General features: G+C 71.5%; 12 protein-coding genes, 3 tRNA genes and 1 pseudogene. 5 read left to right on the top strand and 11 right to left on the bottom strand.

The window, feature by feature from the left end; genetic code table 11:
• Nucleotides 1-40: 40 nt before the first annotated feature.
• From purF to ACWGN5_RS36395, 3 genes are all read right to left on the bottom strand, one after another.
• Nucleotides 41-1567 (bottom strand): amidophosphoribosyltransferase, encoded by a 1527-nt coding sequence (purF, locus tag ACWGN5_RS36405; protein WP_369145475.1) that lies wholly within the window; start codon nt 1565-1567, stop codon nt 41-43.
• A 216-nt stretch (nt 1568-1783) separates the two neighbouring features.
• Nucleotides 1784-2596, bottom strand: coding sequence for an META domain-containing protein (locus tag ACWGN5_RS36400; RefSeq protein WP_453522692.1), 813 nt, complete (start codon nt 2594-2596; stop codon nt 1784-1786).
• A gap of 38 nt (nt 2597-2634) precedes the next feature.
• Complete coding sequence (locus ACWGN5_RS36395; protein ID WP_453522691.1) at nt 2635-3423, bottom strand: sterol carrier family protein; 789 nt, start codon at nt 3421-3423, stop codon at nt 2635-2637.
• Between the two features lie 67 nt (nt 3424-3490).
• Here ACWGN5_RS36395 and ACWGN5_RS36390 point away from each other — a divergent pair, with 67 nt between their 5' ends.
• The gene (locus ACWGN5_RS36390; protein ID WP_453522690.1) at nt 3491-3901 is read left to right on the top strand and encodes a nuclear transport factor 2 family protein; all 411 of its coding nucleotides are present in this window, start codon (nt 3491-3493) and stop codon (nt 3899-3901) included.
• Nucleotides 3902-3955: 54 nt separating this feature from the next.
• Here ACWGN5_RS36390 and purL read toward each other — a convergent pair whose 3' ends face one another.
• From purL to purS, 3 genes are read right to left on the bottom strand one after another with little or no spacing between them, the layout of a single operon-like run.
• Nucleotides 3956-6205 (bottom strand): phosphoribosylformylglycinamidine synthase subunit PurL, encoded by a 2250-nt coding sequence (purL, locus tag ACWGN5_RS36385; RefSeq protein WP_453522689.1) that lies wholly within the window; start codon nt 6203-6205, stop codon nt 3956-3958.
• The gene (gene purQ / locus ACWGN5_RS36380; protein WP_352025347.1) at nt 6205-6885 is read right to left on the bottom strand and encodes a phosphoribosylformylglycinamidine synthase subunit PurQ; all 681 of its coding nucleotides are present in this window, start codon (nt 6883-6885) and stop codon (nt 6205-6207) included. The genes purL and purQ overlap by 1 nt, the downstream gene beginning before the upstream one ends.
• The gene (purS, locus tag ACWGN5_RS36375) at nt 6882-7127 is read right to left on the bottom strand and encodes a phosphoribosylformylglycinamidine synthase subunit PurS (RefSeq protein WP_015035032.1); all 246 of its coding nucleotides are present in this window, start codon (nt 7125-7127) and stop codon (nt 6882-6884) included. The genes purQ and purS overlap by 4 nt, the downstream gene beginning before the upstream one ends.
• Before the next feature lie 365 nt (nt 7128-7492).
• Between purS and ACWGN5_RS36370 the strand changes: the two genes are divergently transcribed.
• The 4 genes from ACWGN5_RS36370 to ACWGN5_RS36355 all read left to right on the top strand — a co-directional run bounded on the left by ACWGN5_RS36370 (nt 7493) and on the right by ACWGN5_RS36355 (nt 8406).
• Nucleotides 7493-7834, top strand: coding sequence for a histone-like nucleoid-structuring protein Lsr2 (locus tag ACWGN5_RS36370; RefSeq protein WP_369145468.1), 342 nt, complete (start codon nt 7493-7495; stop codon nt 7832-7834).
• 134 nt (nt 7835-7968) lie between these two features.
• Nucleotides 7969-8040, top strand: a tRNA-Gly gene (locus ACWGN5_RS36365).
• Between the two features lie 84 nt (nt 8041-8124).
• Nucleotides 8125-8197: transfer RNA gene (locus tag ACWGN5_RS36360), tRNA-Gly, on the top strand.
• A 133-nt stretch (nt 8198-8330) separates the two neighbouring features.
• Nucleotides 8331-8406, top strand: a tRNA-Gly gene (locus tag ACWGN5_RS36355).
• 44 nt (nt 8407-8450) lie between these two features.
• On the opposite strand, the gene ACWGN5_RS36350 is transcribed toward ACWGN5_RS36355, so the two are convergent.
• The 5 genes and pseudogenes from ACWGN5_RS36350 to ACWGN5_RS36330 all read right to left on the bottom strand — a co-directional run.
• Entirely contained in the window at nt 8451-9350 is a 900-nt protein-coding gene (locus ACWGN5_RS36350) for a phosphoribosylaminoimidazolesuccinocarboxamide synthase (RefSeq protein ID WP_453522688.1), read from the bottom strand.
• 88 nt (nt 9351-9438) lie between these two features.
• Nucleotides 9439-10899, bottom strand: coding sequence for a N,N-dimethylformamidase beta subunit family domain-containing protein (locus tag ACWGN5_RS36345; protein ID WP_453522687.1), 1461 nt, complete (start codon nt 10897-10899; stop codon nt 9439-9441).
• Between the two features lie 182 nt (nt 10900-11081).
• On the bottom strand, nt 11082-13142 hold the full coding sequence (locus ACWGN5_RS36340; protein WP_453522686.1) for a hypothetical protein: 2061 nt from the start codon (nt 13140-13142) through the stop codon (nt 11082-11084).
• Between the two features lie 280 nt (nt 13143-13422).
• Entirely contained in the window at nt 13423-14673 is a 1251-nt protein-coding gene (gene purD, locus ACWGN5_RS36335; protein ID WP_453522685.1) for a phosphoribosylamine--glycine ligase, read from the bottom strand.
• Between the two features lie 61 nt (nt 14674-14734).
• Nucleotides 14735-15475, bottom strand: a pseudogene (locus tag ACWGN5_RS36330) (DNA polymerase III subunit gamma and tau); the annotation flags it as partial.

Below are 15475 nucleotides of genomic sequence, written 5' to 3'. Positions count from 1 at the left end.
TGGGAACTTTCGTGTCGTACTGCGGGGTTGCAGCGGGGTCTTACGGGCGACGGAGGGCGTCGGAGGCCGCGGTGGCGGCCGGGCCGGCGGCCAGCTCGGTCTCCAGGAGCTGCTTGCCGAGCAGCTCCGGGTCCGGCAGCTCCATCGGGTACTCGCCGTCGAAGCAGGCACGGCAGAGGTTCGGCTTCTGGATCGTGGTCGCCTCGATCATCCCCTCCAGGGAGATGTACGAGAGCGAGTCCGCGCCCAGCGACTTGCCGATCTCCTCGACCGACATCCCGTTGGCGATCAGCTCCGCGCGGGTCGCGAAGTCGATGCCGAAGAAGCAGGGCCACTTGACCGGCGGCGAGGAGATCCGGATGTGGACCTCGGCCGCACCGGCCTCGCGGAGCATCCGGACCAGCGCGCGCTGGGTGTTGCCGCGGACGATCGAGTCGTCGACGACCACGAGCTTCTTCCCCTTGATGACTTCCTTGAGGGGGTTCAGCTTCAGCCGGATGCCCAGCTGGCGGATGGTCTGGGAGGGCTGGATGAAGGTGCGCCCGACGTAGGCGTTCTTCACCAGGCCGGCGCCGAAGGGGATGCCCGAGGCCTCGGCGTAGCCGATGGCGGCCGGGGTGCCGGACTCCGGCGTCGCTATCACCAGGTCGGCCTCGACCGGCGCCTCCTTGGCGAGGCGGCGGCCCATCTCCACGCGGGAGAGGTACACGTTCCGGCCGGCGATGTCGGTGTCCGGGCGGGCCAGGTACACGTACTCGAAGACACAGCCCTTGGGCTTCGCTTCCGCGAATCGCGAGGTGCGGATGCCGTTCTCGTCGATCGCGATCATCTCGCCCGGCTCGACCTCGCGGACGAAGCTGGCGCCGCAGATGTCGAGGGCGGCGGACTCGGAGGCCACCACCCAGCCGCGCTCCAGACGGCCGAGGACCAGCGGGCGGATGCCCTGCGGGTCACGGGCCGCGTAGAGCGTGTGCTCGTCCATGAAGACGAGGGAGAAGGCGCCCCGGACGTCGGGGAGGACCTTCGCGGCGGCCTGCTCGATGGTGAGCGGCTCGCCGTCCTCGTCCACCTGCGCGGCGAGGAGCGCCGTCAGGAGGTCCGTGTCGTTGGTGGCCGCCACACGAGTGGTGCGGCCTTCCCGCTTGGGCAGGTCGGCGACCATCTCGGCGAGCTGCGCCGTGTTCACCAGGTTGCCGTTGTGGCCGAGCGCGATCGAGCCGTGGGCGGTCGCCCGGAACGTCGGCTGCGCGTTCTCCCACACGGAGGCCCCGGTGGTCGAGTAGCGGGCGTGACCGACCGCGATATGACCCTGGAGGGAACCGAGAGAAGTCTCGTCGAAGACCTGGGAGACAAGTCCCATGTCCTTGAAGACGAGGATCTGGGAGCCGTTGCTTACCGCGATTCCCGCGGATTCCTGACCCCGATGCTGGAGGGCGTAGAGCCCGAAGTACGTGAGCTTTGCGACCTCTTCACCCGGAGCCCAGACACCGAAGACGCCACAAGCGTCCTGGGGGCCTTTCTCACCGGGGAGCAGATCGTGATTGAGTCGACCGTCTCCGCGTGGCACGTTTCCGAGTGTAGACGGGCTCGACCACTGGTCCGAATTGAGGAAAAGCGGGGGTGCCCGCACTCGTGCGATCGCACAAAATGATCGATTGCGGCTTGGAGAGGCCCACGAAGCAGGCGGGGTAAGGGATTCCGCCGCCCGGGCCCGGGCGAGCGGACGCTCGTACCAGGCCCGGGACGGTCCCGCGATGTGACGGACGCCGCAATCGGCAGCCGCTCAGCGGGCGCTCACGGTCGCCGTGAGGCCCTCCCCCGAGGCATCCGTGAGGGTCAGGGTTCGGTGGTTCTGCCGATACGAGAGCGGGCCGTCGAGGAGCTCGTACAGCCGCGTCTCCAGCTTCATCTCCGCGCTCGAACACATCATCCGGGTCGTCGCCGCCGGACCCTCGACGGTGAGCGTCCGGGCCTTCTCGTCGAGGCGGGCGGTCGCCGAGAAGTCGTTGCAGCCGAGATTTCCGGTGATCCGGCCGTCGGCACCGAGGACGAACCGCGCCTTGTCGCCGCTGCCGGCCGGCAGGGAGGACGCCGTCTCCTTCTCGACCAGACCGTCGATCTTCCAGGCGGTGCCGCGCAGCGGGACGGCCGGCTCGGTGGCCAGCTCCAGCACGTTGCGCCCGTCGGTCGAGGCCAGCCGCAGGCCGTCGCCCTTCAGCGTCCCCTTCAGGGAGCCGGAGAACGCCTTCAGGAACTCCGTCTCGAAACCGCTCCGGTCGCCGGAGCAGGCCATCGTGGTGACCTCCTGCCGGGTGACGGTGAGGGTGTCCCCCCGCACGTCGACCGCGGCGCCGAAGGAGTTGCAGCCGCCGTTCCCGGCGGCCCGGCCGTTCTCCTCGAAATCGACCCGGGCGCCGTCGGGCGCGAGGGACCTGCGGCCGTCGACCGTGACGGCGTTCACCGTCCAGTGCGTGCCGGCGACCGGCAGGTCCGGGGAGACGGTGTCCGCTCCACCGGAACCGGCGCCCGACTCCGTACCGCAGGCGGTCAGCAGAAGGAGGGGGACCAGGACGACGCGTGCGCGTGGCTTCGGCATGCCGGTGGGACGGAACGGCCGCCCGTACGGTTCCGGGCTCAGCCCATCAGAGGGAGCAGACCGCTCAGATCCGCCCGCTCCCCGCTCGCGCCGACGTGCGCCGCCTCCAGCTCCGCCGCCCACTCCGTACGGCCCGTCGCGAGCCGGAGCCAGGTCAGCGGGTCCGTCTCCACCACGTTCGGCGGGGTGCCCCGGGTGTGCCGCGGCCCCTCCACGCACTGCACCACCGCGTACGGCGGGATCCGCACCTCCACCGCCCCGCCGGGGGCCTTCACCGCGAGCGTGTCGGCGAGGAGCCGGGTGCAGGCGGCGAGCGCCTGGCGGTCGTACGGGACGCCGGCGCCGGTCGCCGCGTTCAGGTCGTCGGTGTGGACGACGAGTTCGACGGTGCGGGTCACGAGGAAGTCCCCGAGGGTCATGGCCCCGAAGCGGGCCGGGACGAGCCGCTCGTCGGGAGCGGCGGCGACCAGCTCCTCGTAACGGGCCGCGGTCGCCGCGAGGAGCCCCACCGGATCGCCGGTGTCCACCGCCCGGGTGTCCTCGTCGATCCGGGCCGCCGCGGTGACCGTGGCCAAGGGCCAGTCGAGCAGGGCGAGTTCCCGCGCCGCGGGCTCCGGCGCCTCCAGGTACCGCACGACCGAGCCGAGCACCATCGAGAAGTGCCCCACCAGGTCCCGTACCGTCCACTCCCCCAGCCGCGTCGGCCCGGCCAGCTGCTCCGGCGTGAGCCCGGCCACCGCCTCCCGTACGTGCCCGAACTGGGCCAGGACGGCGGCCCGGGTCTTCGCGGAGTCGTAGCTGCGGGTGCGCTTCTTGGCAGGTGGCATGGGCCGAGGCTAGCCGCGAGACTTGAGGAAGGGGGACACCCCCTCACCGAAAGGCGGTGCCGCGACCATGACCCATCACGAGCACCCCGACGCTGCCCTGGTGCGCCGGGGCTACGAGGCGTTCACCAAGGGTGACATGGAGGCACTGGCGGCCACCATGACCAGCGACTGTACCCACCACGCACCCGGCAGCAGCCGGTTCGGCGGGCACTTCAAGGGCCGGGACAACATCCTTGCCATGTACGGCGACCTGTTCGAGTACACAGGCGGCACGATGCGCGTCGAGCTGCACGGCGTCTACCCCGACGGGCGGGGACATGTGATGTCGGCCCACACGTGGTTCGCCGAACACGGCGACCGTGGGATCGAGATGAGAGGCGGCCTGTTCTTCACCATCATCGGAGGGATGATCTCCGACATCGACGAGTGCGTCGAGGACATCGAGGAGATGGACGCCTTCTTCTCCCTCGATGGCTGAAACGGCAGAGCCCCCGCCCGGGAAGGGGCAGGGGCTCCATCGCTCAGTGCGGCGTCAGGCCAGCAGGCCCGGGATCGTCGCCTCGTGCGCCTCGCGCAGCTCCGTGAGGGAGAGCGCGAACTCGCCCTGCACGTCCACGGCGTCGCCGTCGACGACACCGATCCGGGTCGCCGGCAGACCCCGCGCACCGCACATGTCGGTGAAGCGGAGTTCCTCGCTGCGCGGGACGGCGACGACCGCACGGCCGGCCGACTCGCTGAAGAGGAACGTGAAGGCGTCCAGGCCCTCCGGGACGACCAGGCGCGCGCCGTTCCCGCCGCGCAGGCAGGACTCGACGACCGCCTGCACGAGACCGCCGTCGGACAGGTCGTGCGCCGCGTCGATCATGCCGTCGCGCGAGGCCGAGATCAGGATCTCGCCGAGCAGCTTCTCCCGGTCGAGGTCGACGGCCGGCGGCATGCCGCCGAGGTGCTGGTGGATCACCTCGGACCAGGCCGAACCGCCGAACTCCTCCTTGGTGTCGCCGAGCAGGTAGAGGAGCTGGCCCTCTTCCGCGAAGGCGATCGGGGTGCGGCGGTTGACGTCGTCGATCACACCGAGGACGGCCACGACGGGCGTCGGGTGGATGGCGACCTCACCGGTCTGGTTGTACAGCGACACGTTGCCGCCGGTGACCGGGGTGCCGAGCTGGAAGCAGCCGTCCGCGAGACCACGGGTGGCCTCGGCGAACTGCCACATCACGGCCGGGTCCTCGGGCGAACCGAAGTTCAGGCAGTCCGAGATCGCCAGCGGCTTCGCACCGGAGGCGGCGACGTTGCGGTACGCCTCCGCCAGCGCGAGCTGCGCACCCGTGTACGGGTCGAGCTTGGCGTACCGGCCGTTGCCGTCGGTCGCCATGGCCACGCCGAGGTTGGTCTCCTCGTCGATCCGGACCATGCCCGCGTCCTCGGGCTGCGCCAGGACCGTGTTGCCCTGCACGAACCGGTCGTACTGGTCCGTGATCCAGGACTTCGAGGCCTGGTTCGGGGAGGAGACGAGCTTGAGGACCTGGTCCTTCAGCTCGGCGCCGTTCTGCGGCCGGGGCAGCTTGCCGGCGTCGTCGGCCTGGAGCGCGTCCTGCCAGTCCGGGCGCGCGAACGGCCGGTGGTAGGTCGGGCCCTCGTGGGCGACGGAGCGCGGCGGCACGTCGACGATCTGCTCGCCGTGCCAGAAGATCTCCAGGCGCTCGCCCTCGGTCACCTCACCGATGACGACGGCGATGACGTCCCACTTCTCGCAGATCTCCAGGAAGCGGTCGACGTGCTGCGGCTCGACGATCGCGCACATGCGCTCCTGCGACTCGCTCATGAGGATCTCCTCGGGCGAGAGCGTCGCGTCGCGCAGGTGCACCTTGTCGAGGTCGACCCGCATGCCGCCGGAACCGGCGGAGGCCAGCTCGGACGTGGCACAGGAGAGCCCGGCGCCGCCGAGGTCCTGGATGCCCGCGACCAGCTTCTCCTGGAAGATCTCCAGGGTGCACTCGATGAGGAGCTTCTCCTGGAAGGGGTCGCCGACCTGGACGGCGGGGCGCTTGGTGGGCTTGGTGTCGTCGAAGGTCTCGGACGCGAGGACCGAGACGCCGCCGATGCCGTCGCCACCCGTGCGGGCGCCGTACAGGATGACCTTGTTGCCCGGGCCCGAGGCCTTGGCGAGGTGGATGTCCTCGTGCTTCATCACGCCGATGCAGCCGGCGTTGACCAGCGGGTTGCCCTGGTAGCAGGAGTCGAAGACGACCTCGCCGCCGATGTTCGGCAGGCCCAGGCAGTTGCCGTAGCCGCCGATGCCGGCGACGACACCGGGCAGCACGCGCTTGGTGTCGGGGTGGTCGGCCGCGCCGAAGCGCAGCGGGTCGACGACCGCGACCGGACGGGCGCCCATGGCGAGGATGTCGCGGACGATGCCGCCGACGCCGGTGGCCGCGCCCTGGTAGGGCTCGATGTACGAGGGGTGGTTGTGCGACTCGACCTTGAAGGTGACCGCGTACCCCTGGCCGACGTCGACGACGCCCGCGTTCTCGCCGATGCCGACGAGCATGGCGTCGTTGGCGGGGGTCTTCTCGCCGAACTGCTTCAGGTGGACCTTGCTGCTCTTGTAGGAGCAGTGCTCGGACCACATGACGGAGTACATGGCGAGCTCGGCGCCGGTGGGACGGCGGCCGAGGATCTCGCGGATGCGCGCGTACTCGTCCTCCTTGAGGCCGAGCTCCTTCCAGGGCTGCTCGCTGTCCGGCGTCTCGCTCGCGTGCTTGACGGTGTCGAGGCTCATCAGGCGTTGACCAGCTTCTTGAGGATCGAGGTGAAGAAACCGAGGCCGTCCGTCTTGCCGGTGCCGATCAGCGGCTCGACGGCGTGCTCCGGGTGCGGCATGAGGCCGACCACGTTGCCCGCGGCGTTGGTGATGCCCGCGATGTCGCGCAGCGAGCCGTTGGGGTTCATGTCCAGGTAGCGGAAGGCCACCCGCCCCTCGGCCTCCAGCTCGTCGAGCGTGCGCTCGTCGGCGACGTACCGGCCGTCCATGTTCTTGAGCGGGACCTCGATCTCCTGGCCCTCGGTGTAGTCCGAGGTCCAGGCGGTCTCCGCGTTCTCCACCCGCAGCTTCTGGTCGCGGCAGATGAAGTGGAGGTGGTTGTTGCGCAGCATCGCGCCCGGCAGCAGATGGGCCTCGGTGAGGATCTGGAAGCCGTTGCAGATACCGAGGACGGGCATGCCCGCCTTCGCCTGCTCGATGATGCTCTCCATCACCGGCGAGAAGCGGGAGATGGCTCCGGCCCGCAGGTAGTCGCCGTAGGAGAAGCCGCCGGCCAGGACCACGGCGTCGACCTGCTTGAGGTCCTTGTCGCGGTGCCAGAGCGAGACGGGCTCGGCGCCCGCGAGGCGGGCGGCACGCAGCGCGTCCTGGTCGTCGAGCGTTCCGGGGAACGTGACGACGCCGATGCGTGCGGTCACGACTCCACCTTCACGACGAAGTCTTCGATCACGGTGTTGGCAAGGAAGGTTTCGGCCATCTCATGGATGCGGGCGAGGGCGGCGTCGTCGACCGGTCCCTCCACCTCCAGCTCGAAGCGCTTCCCCTGACGGACGTCGGCGATTCCGGCGAATCCCAGGCGAGGCAGTGCACGCTGCACCGCCTGCCCCTGAGGGTCGAGGATCTCCGGCTTGAGCATGACGTCGACTACGACGCGTGCCACTGGCACTCCCGGTGGTGTGTTGCGTGGGCGGTTCCCTCAGCGTACCTGCCTCCAAATTCTACGCGGGTAGAGATCTGAAGGATCCTACAAAAGCCCGGTTCAGGACGGCGCGCGCCGCACGAACGCGTTCCCCCCGACCCACACGCACCCCGCACAAAATTCGAGTGAAATATTGCGGACCGCATTGCACCGGGACACGCTGAAACAATTGACAGGGCTTCACAATGCGACGCCTACCGCTGTACAAAGGAATCCAGAAGAAAGCAGCATTGTCCCGGCACAGCCGAACGGTCGGCATCGTCGCACGTCAGGGGCGCCACAAGCGCTCCGTCGACCCCGGCGGCCGCAGGAAAGGACCGATATCCGTGGCTCAGCGTGTGGTGGTCACTCTCTCCGACGACATCGACGGCGGAGAAGCGGCTGAAACGGTCGCGTTCGGCCTCGACGGGAAGATGTACGAGATCGACCTGAATGCTGCCAATGCAAAGAAACTCCGCAAGGCCCTCGCGCCCTACCTCGCCGCCGGCCGCAAGATCCCGGTCCGGGCGGCGGGCCGCCGGAGCGCCCCGGCCGACTCGTACACCCACACCGCCCTCGCCCCCGATCCGGCGGCGGTCCGCGCCTGGGCCCAGTCCAACAAGATGGACGTCCCCGCCCGCGGCCGGATCCCGAAGCGCGTCTACGAGGCCTTCCGCGCGGCGAGCTGAGGAGGGGGGCGTGGGGGGCGGTCCGAGCCTCGGTCGCCCTCGGGCCGAGGCGATTTGCATTGCACCCCCGTTGATCGGCTAGAGTCTGGATCACGCCGAGGGGCGAGGCCGAAAAGCCAAGTCCCCAGCAGCGTGCGGGTGTAGTTCAGTAGCAGAACAGCCCCCTTCCAGGGGGAAGGCGCAGTGTGCGATCCCTGTCACCCGCTCTGCGAGAAACGCATTACCGACCACTCCGGTGGATCAGGTAGAGTGGTGCTCGCACCGAGCAGCGAAAGCTGACCGGTAGCAATGCGGACGTGGCTCAGTTGGTAGAGCATCACCTTGCCAAGGTGAGGGTCGCGAGTTCGAATCTCGTCGTCCGCTCAGGGAGCAAAGGCCCCGGTTCTCAGGAACCGGGGCATTTGTCGTGTCCCAGGAGGATGTGAAGGGCCCCACACGGCGGTGTGTCACGAGCACCCGCGAGGTTGGGTATAGTTAGCAGCGCGCTACGGCGCATGCGGACGTGGCTCAGTTGGTAGAGCATCACCTTGCCAAGGTGAGGGTCGCGAGTTCGAATCTCGTCGTCCGCTCCATGAAGAAAGCCCCCGGTCGAATCGACCGGGGGCTTTCTCGTTCCCTAACTCCAGCTCATGCCGGTGAGAAGCTCGTACGCCTCGATGTACTTGGCGCGGGTCTTCTCCACGACCTCCTGCGGCAGGGCCGGCGGCGGCTGCTCGCTCTTGCGGTCCCAGCCGGAGGCCGGCGAGGTCAGCCAGTTCCGCACGATCTGCTTGTCGTACGAGGGCTGGGCACGGCCCGGCTCCCACTCGGCGGCCGGCCAGAAGCGCGAGGAGTCCGGGGTGAGGACCTCGTCGGCGAGGACGAGCGTCTCCCCGTCGAAGCCGAACTCGAACTTCGTGTCCGCCAGGATGATGCCGCGCTCGCGGGCGATGTCCCGGGCCCGGGAGTAGACGGCGAGGGTCGTCTGGCGCAGCAGCGCGGCGGTCTCGGCGCCGACCTGGCGGGCGACCTCCTCGTACGAGACGTTCTCGTCGTGGTCGCCGACCGCGGCCTTGGTCGCCGGGGTGAAGATCGGGGCGGGCAGCTCGGAGCCGTCCGTCAGGCCCTCCGGCAGCGCGAGGCCGCAGACCGTGCGGGACTCGTTGTACTCCAGCAGGCCGGAGCCGGTGAGGTAGCCGCGGGCGACGGCCTCGACCGGGACCATGTTCAGCGACGTGCAGATCAGCGTGCGGCCCGCCCAGTCGGCGGGGGCACCGGCCGGCAACTCGGTGGAGATCACATGGTTCGGGACCAGATCGGCCAGCTTGTCGAACCACCACAGCGAGAGCCGGGTGAGGACCCGGCCCTTGTCGGGGATCTCGGTGGGCAGCACCCAGTCGTAGGCCGACATGCGGTCGCTCGCCACCATGACGAGGTCGCCCGCCTCGTTCCGGTACAGGTCGCGGACCTTGCCCGTGTGGAGATGGGTGAGGCCCGGGACCTGGACGGGCTCGGGCTTTTCTACGAATCCGGACACGGTTCCTCCGCGTAGGTTGATCCAGGAGCGTGTCCGATTCTCTCGCACGTGGGGACGGATCCCGCCGTCGGACCCTGTGAGCCCGCGCTCACTCCCTCTTGCAGATGCGGTCGAGGAGGTTCGCCGTGGCCCGCTGCACCCGGGCGTCGACATGGCCCGGCCGGTCCAGCGCCGGCGACCAGGCGAAAGTGCCGGACGCGAAGACCCACGCCCCGGACGGGGCCCGGTACAGACTCGTCTCCTGGTGCCGCAGCGCGCCTTCGCTGTCCTGGTACGGCGAGTGGGAGAGCAGGATCCGGCCCTGGTGCTCCGGGAGCGCCGTCCGCGGGAAGTAGCGGTCGGCCTCGCCCGCGACCAGGCCCGGGAGCTCGTCACCGTCGCCCGCACCGGTGGCCTCCCAGAGCCAGTGGTCGGCGTTCCGTACGACCAGCGGGTGCGGTTCGGGCACCCGGCCCGCGTACTGGATGCCGAGGAGCTGCTGCTCGGGCCGGTCGACCTCGCGCCAGAGCGCGGGGCGGCCGGGGCCGCGCCGCTTGCGGCAGGTGAGGAGGCGGTCCGGCACCCCGGACGGCGAAGGGCCGAGCTCCACCTGCCAGTACATGGTGTTGGCGGAGAGGAAGACGAGCGAGGTGCCCTGGTCGCGGGCGAGTTCGACGGTCCGGCGCATCGGCGCCGACCAGTACTCGTCGTGGCCCGGGAAGACGAGACCCCGGTAGCGGCTCGGGTCGACCCGGCCTGCGTGCAGGTCCCGGGTCTCCGCGTACGCCAGGTCGTAGCCGTAGCGCTCGGCCCAGCGGATGAAGTCGTAGGCGTGCCCGACGTGCAGGGGGAGTCCCGCGCCCGCGTACGGGCGGTCGAAGGAGACCGTGACGGCCGCCTCCTCCTCGCCGAGCAGCCGGCCCTCCTCGTCCCAGGCGTGGTAGAGGCTGGCGCCGGTGTGGCCGTCCTCCGGGTAGAGGTTGTACGCCTGCCAGGTCACGTCCGGCAGGACGAGCAGCAGATCCGCCGGGTGGTTGTCGCGGACCGTGAAGGGGATGTGCGAGCGGTAGCCGTCGGCGGTGGTGAGGACGGCGACGTACGCACCGATCGACCAGTACGTGGGGACCTGCAGCCGCCAGGACTGCCACCAGTGGTGACAGGACACCGTGCGGTCGGCGGTGAGCGGGGCCGGCTGCACGATCCCGGAGAGACGCGGACTGGTGGTGATCTTCGCGGCGCCGTCGCCGCCGTAGTGGCCGATCCGGTAGACGTCGACCGAGAACTGCTGCGGCGGGTCCACGGTGATGTGGAAGTCGATCGACTCGCCCGGCGCCACGGCCCCGTCGGACGCGAAGCCCTTGATCTGGCGGCGGACGTCGTCGGCCGTGCGCGGGCCGCCGGTGCCGCCCCGGGCCAGGATCTCGTCCGCGTACCAGGGCACCATCTGGCCGGTGTCGTCGAAGTAGTTCTCCGAGCCTCGCAGCCAGGGCAGCGGGCCCTGGCCGAAGGGATCGGAGACGGCGTGCGCGAGCGCACCCGACTCCCACCGTCTGATCTGCTCCGCCCCCATGTGCGCCCCTCCCTCGACTCCCCCGGTCGGCCGGTCAGTGCCTGTGGCTCGTGCCTCTGTCTTCGTGCCTCTGTCAGTGACGGTCTCCAGCACATCACATAACGCACGCACTCCGTCACCGTTCGTCGTGAATTGACGAGAGTGGAAGCCCCGGCTCCGGGTTCTCGCCCGCCCGGTCGCCCTCAGACCAGGCGTACGGGCTTCTCCGGACGCACCCCGGTGAGGGCGAGCCAGGCCCGCAGGGGCTCGGGGTCGCCGTCCTCGACGAGGGCGAGGACCCGGGGACCGAGGTCCGCCACCCGCTCGCCGCCGACGAGCAGCGCCGGTCCGTCGAGCCAGTCGAGTCCCGGCGTGGCCTCGGCGGTGTCCACGGCCGCACAGCAGACCATCGCGGTCACGTGGTCGGCGAGCAGGTCACGGCCGGTACGGGGCGGCTGGAGCGGGAAGAGCGGCAGGGGCCCGTCGGGGCCACTGACGGCGAGGTGCGGGGCGGCGGTCAGAGCCGGCTCGGCGGCCCGGCCCGGCTCGGCGGTCCGGCTCGGCTCGGCGGCCCGGCTCGGCTCGGCCGTGCGGCCCTTCTCAGCCGTGCGGCTCTTTGCGGCCGTGCGGCTCTTTGCGGCCGTGCGGGCGGCCTCGGCCGCCGCGGCGACGCGGGCCTCCCGGGCCGCCTCCTCGCGCGCGAGGAGCGCGCTGAGCGCTCCGGCGAGCGCCTCGGCGGCGGGGTTGACCGGCTCGTCGTCGTCCTCGCCGGAGGCGCCGGCTTCGATGGATCCGGCTTCGGGGGAATCGGCTCCGGCGGAGGCGTCCTCGGGCGAAGCGGCTCCCGCGGACGCGGCTTCGGAGGAAACGGCTCCGGCGGAGGCGTCCTCGGACGAAGCGGCTCCCGCGGACGCGGCTTCGGAGGAAACGGCTCCGGCGGAGGCGGCTGCGGGGGAAGTGGCTCCGGCTGAGGCGGCTCCCGTGGCGGCGGGCTCCGGCGGCGTGGTCGTCAGGTGGGCGATCACGCGGGTCAGCGTCGGGCCCGCCTCGCCGGATCCCCGGCCACCCGAGGCCCCGGCCACGCCCAGGCCGTCGAGGACCTGGTGCAGCCGGGCCGCGTCGGTGCGCCACTTCCGGTCGACGACCTCCTCCGGGTACTGGCTCCACTCCACCGGGGCCCAGTCGGGGCCGGGCTCGGCGGGGCCGCCGTGGAAGAGGCGGGCGGCGAGCAGCGAGGTGGCCTCGTCGACGGCGCCGGGCTCCTCCAGGAGGTCACAGGCGGGGCGCTCACCGAGCCGGGAGGAGAAGCCCTCCGCGAGCCGGTCGCGACGGGACAGCTCCGTCAGGGCGGAGACCACGCCCGCGTCGAGCTTGGCGGGCCAGCGGCCCATGCGCCAGGCGGGCAGCGCGACCCGGGTCAGGAGCCGGTCCCAGCCCGCGTAGGCCAGGCCGACCTGCTCCTGGGCGACGATCCGTACGCCGTAGTCCACGGCCTGGGCGCGCTCCGAGCCGGCGGCGGCGACCCCGCGCTCCATCTCGGCGGCGTGCCCGCGACAGGCGCGCAGCAGCACGCGGGCGACCTGCCCGACGCCGTGGGCGCCGAGTCGGCGGATCGGGTCGAGGCCGGGGTCCCTGGGCACGGCGACGGCGGCGTCCAGGCCGCGGACGAAGCGGCGGGCGGCGGCTATGTCGGGATGGGCGGCCGGTCCCGTACCGGCGACGACGGGGGCGAGGACCGCCCGCAGTTCGCCGACGCGCATCCACCACAGGAACGGCGAGCCTATGACCAGGACCGGGGCGCCGTCGCCGCCGGACGTGCGGTGCAGCCGGTGGGCCCGGTGGGTGCGGTCCTCCAGCCAGCTGTCGCAGTCCGGCGTGAGGGCTATCGCGGCGGGCGCCGGGACGCCGAGCCGGTCGGCCAGGTCGCGGACGAGGCGGTACAGATCGGGGGCGGCGGTCTCGGCGAGCTCCACCGTCGGCGTGGCCGCGGGTCGGGCCCGGGCGACGACGAGGGCGACGGCCGCGGCGGCCAGGAGGACGAGCACGGCGAGGACGGTCACGACCCAGCGGGCCGTGTCCCAGCCGGCTCCCGTGAAGTGGTCGGTGACCCCGCCCGCGTACAGGACGACGGCCACCGCGGCGGGGAGCACCGCGAGGCCCAGTGCCCTGCCGCGGACGCGGAGGACGGCGAGGGCCCGGGAGCGCGCGGCGCGCGCACCCCACTCCTCGCCGACAACGGAACCGGTACCGGACACGCCGTTCATCACCCCCTCCTGCCCTCGACGGGACTGCCTGTGGCGGTGTTGCTCACTCCCCCACTGTGGCACCCGCCACTGACATCGCAATGCCGGTGGGCCAAGTGCCGGAATGCCTTCGCCGCACCCTAGTTGGGGCTGTGGCGGGCGTCATCCGTATGGCCGAGCCGTCACTCGATGGAATGGCTTTGGGTAAAGGTGATGGCACACATATGGCCGTGTGGTGCACGGGTTCCGCACCACACGGCCACAAGTGGAATCACAAAAACTCAGGCGAAATCGAGCGGAATCAGGCCTCGGCGGCCTTCCGCGCGATGTCCGTTCGGTACTGCGAACCGTCAAGGCGGATGCGGCCGACCGCCGCGTACGCCCGCTCGCGGGCCTGCGCCAGGTCCGAACCGGTGGCGGTGACCGACAGGACGCGCCCGCCGGCGCTCACGACCGCCTCGCCGTCCCGCTTCGTACCGGCGTGGAGCACGTACGCGTACGGGGCGTCCTTCGCCGCGACCTCGTCCAGGCCCTCGATCGGGTCGCCCGTCCGCGGGGTGTCCGGGTAGTTGTGCGAGGCGACGACCACGGTGACCGCGGCCTCGTCGCTCCAGCTCAGCGGGGCCTGGTCGTCCAGCGTGCCGTTGGCGGAGTGCAGCAGGACGCCCGCGAGCGGGGTCTTCAGACGGGCCAGCACGACCTGCGTCTCGGGGTCGCCGAAGCGCGCGTTGAACTCGATGACCCGCACGCCACGGCTGGTGATCGCCAGACCCGCGTACAGCAGGCCGGAGAACGGGGTGCCACGGCGGCGCAGCTCGTCGACCGTCGGCTGCAGGACGGTCTCCATGACCTCCTCGACCAGCTTCGGGTCGGCCCAGGGCAGCGGCGAGTAGGCGCCCATGCCGCCGGTGTTCGGGCCCTCGTCGCCGTCGAGCGCGCGCTTGAAGTCCTGCGCCGGCTTCAGCGGGAGGACGGTCGTGCCGTCGGTGATCGCGAAGAGGGAGACCTCGGGGCCGTCCAGGTACTCCTCGATGACCACGCGGTCGCACGCGAGCGCGTGCGCCCGGGCCTTCTCGACGTCCTCGGTGACGACGACGCCCTTGCCGGCGGCGAGGCCGTCGTCCTTGACGACGTACGGAGCGCCGAAGGCGTCGAGCGCCTCGTCGATCTCGGCGGGCGTCGTGCAGACGTAGCTACGGGCGGTGGGGACCCCGGCACCCGCCATGACGTCCTTGGCGAAGGCCTTGGAGCCCTCCAGCCGGGCCGCCTCCTGGGACGGGCCGAAGACCGGGATGCCGGCCGCGCGCACGGCGTCGGCGACGCCGGCCACGAGCGGGGCCTCCGGGCCGACGACAACGAGCTCGGCGCCCAGCTCGGTGGCGAGCGCGGCGACGGCAGCGCCGTCCAGCTGGTCGACGGGGTGCAGCTCGGCGACCTCCGCGATTCCGGCGTTGCCGGGCGCGCAGTGCAGAGCGGTGACGTCGGGATCGAGGGAGAGAGAGCGGCACAGGGCGTGTTCGCGGGCGCCGCCGCCGATGACGAGGACCTTCACGCCTGCCAGGGTAGCCCGCGGGGCGGCATGCCCCTTGTGCGGGCCACCGAGCGAGACGGCCCTACTCGTTCGTGTATTCCTCCACAACCGTGGCTCCGAGCTCGCGCACGATCAGGTCGTGCCCGGAGAGCGCGGAGTCGACGAGGTCCGGATCGTCCTCCTCCGGAACGTCGTCCTCGGGCGCCACGGGCTGCGGCGCGGGCGGCGCGTACGCGGGCGCGGGAGCAGGGACGGGCGCCGGGGCGGGGGCGGCCTGCGCCTGTACGGGGGCGGGCGACGGGGCCTGCTGGAAGGCCGGCGCGGGAGCGGAAGCGGCGGGCCGCCCGCCACCGAAGCCGCCACCGGATCCACCGAAGCCACCACCGGACGACCCGCCGAAGCCACCACCGGACCCACCGGATCCGCCTCCGAAGCCGGTGGCGGCCGGCGGGGGCGCGGAGCCGCCCGAGGGGTCGATGATCGCCTCGATCTTCCAGTTCACGTTGAACTGCTCGGCGAGGGCCTGCTTGAGGACGTCCTCGCTGCCGCTGCTCGCGAAGTTGTCGCGGGCGCCGGCGTTGAGGAAGCCGAGCTGGAGGGTCGTGCCGTCGAACCCGGCCACCTGGGCGTTCTGGCTGAGCAGGATCCAGGTGAAGCGGCGCCGGTTCTTCACGGCGTCGAGGATCTGCGGCCACAGGTTCCGTACCTGGGCCGTGTCCCCGCCGCCGGAGGCCGGAGCGGGGGCCTGCGGCGCGGGCTGCGCCTGCACGGGCGCGGGGGCCGGCGCGGCGGGCGCCGCGGGTGCGGACGCGCCGGGCCAGGC

This window comes from Streptomyces sp. NPDC055815 (genome assembly GCF_053616475.1).
The sequence above is the reverse complement of the archived record's forward strand: the minus strand, read 5'-3'. Positions and strand labels throughout refer to the sequence as shown.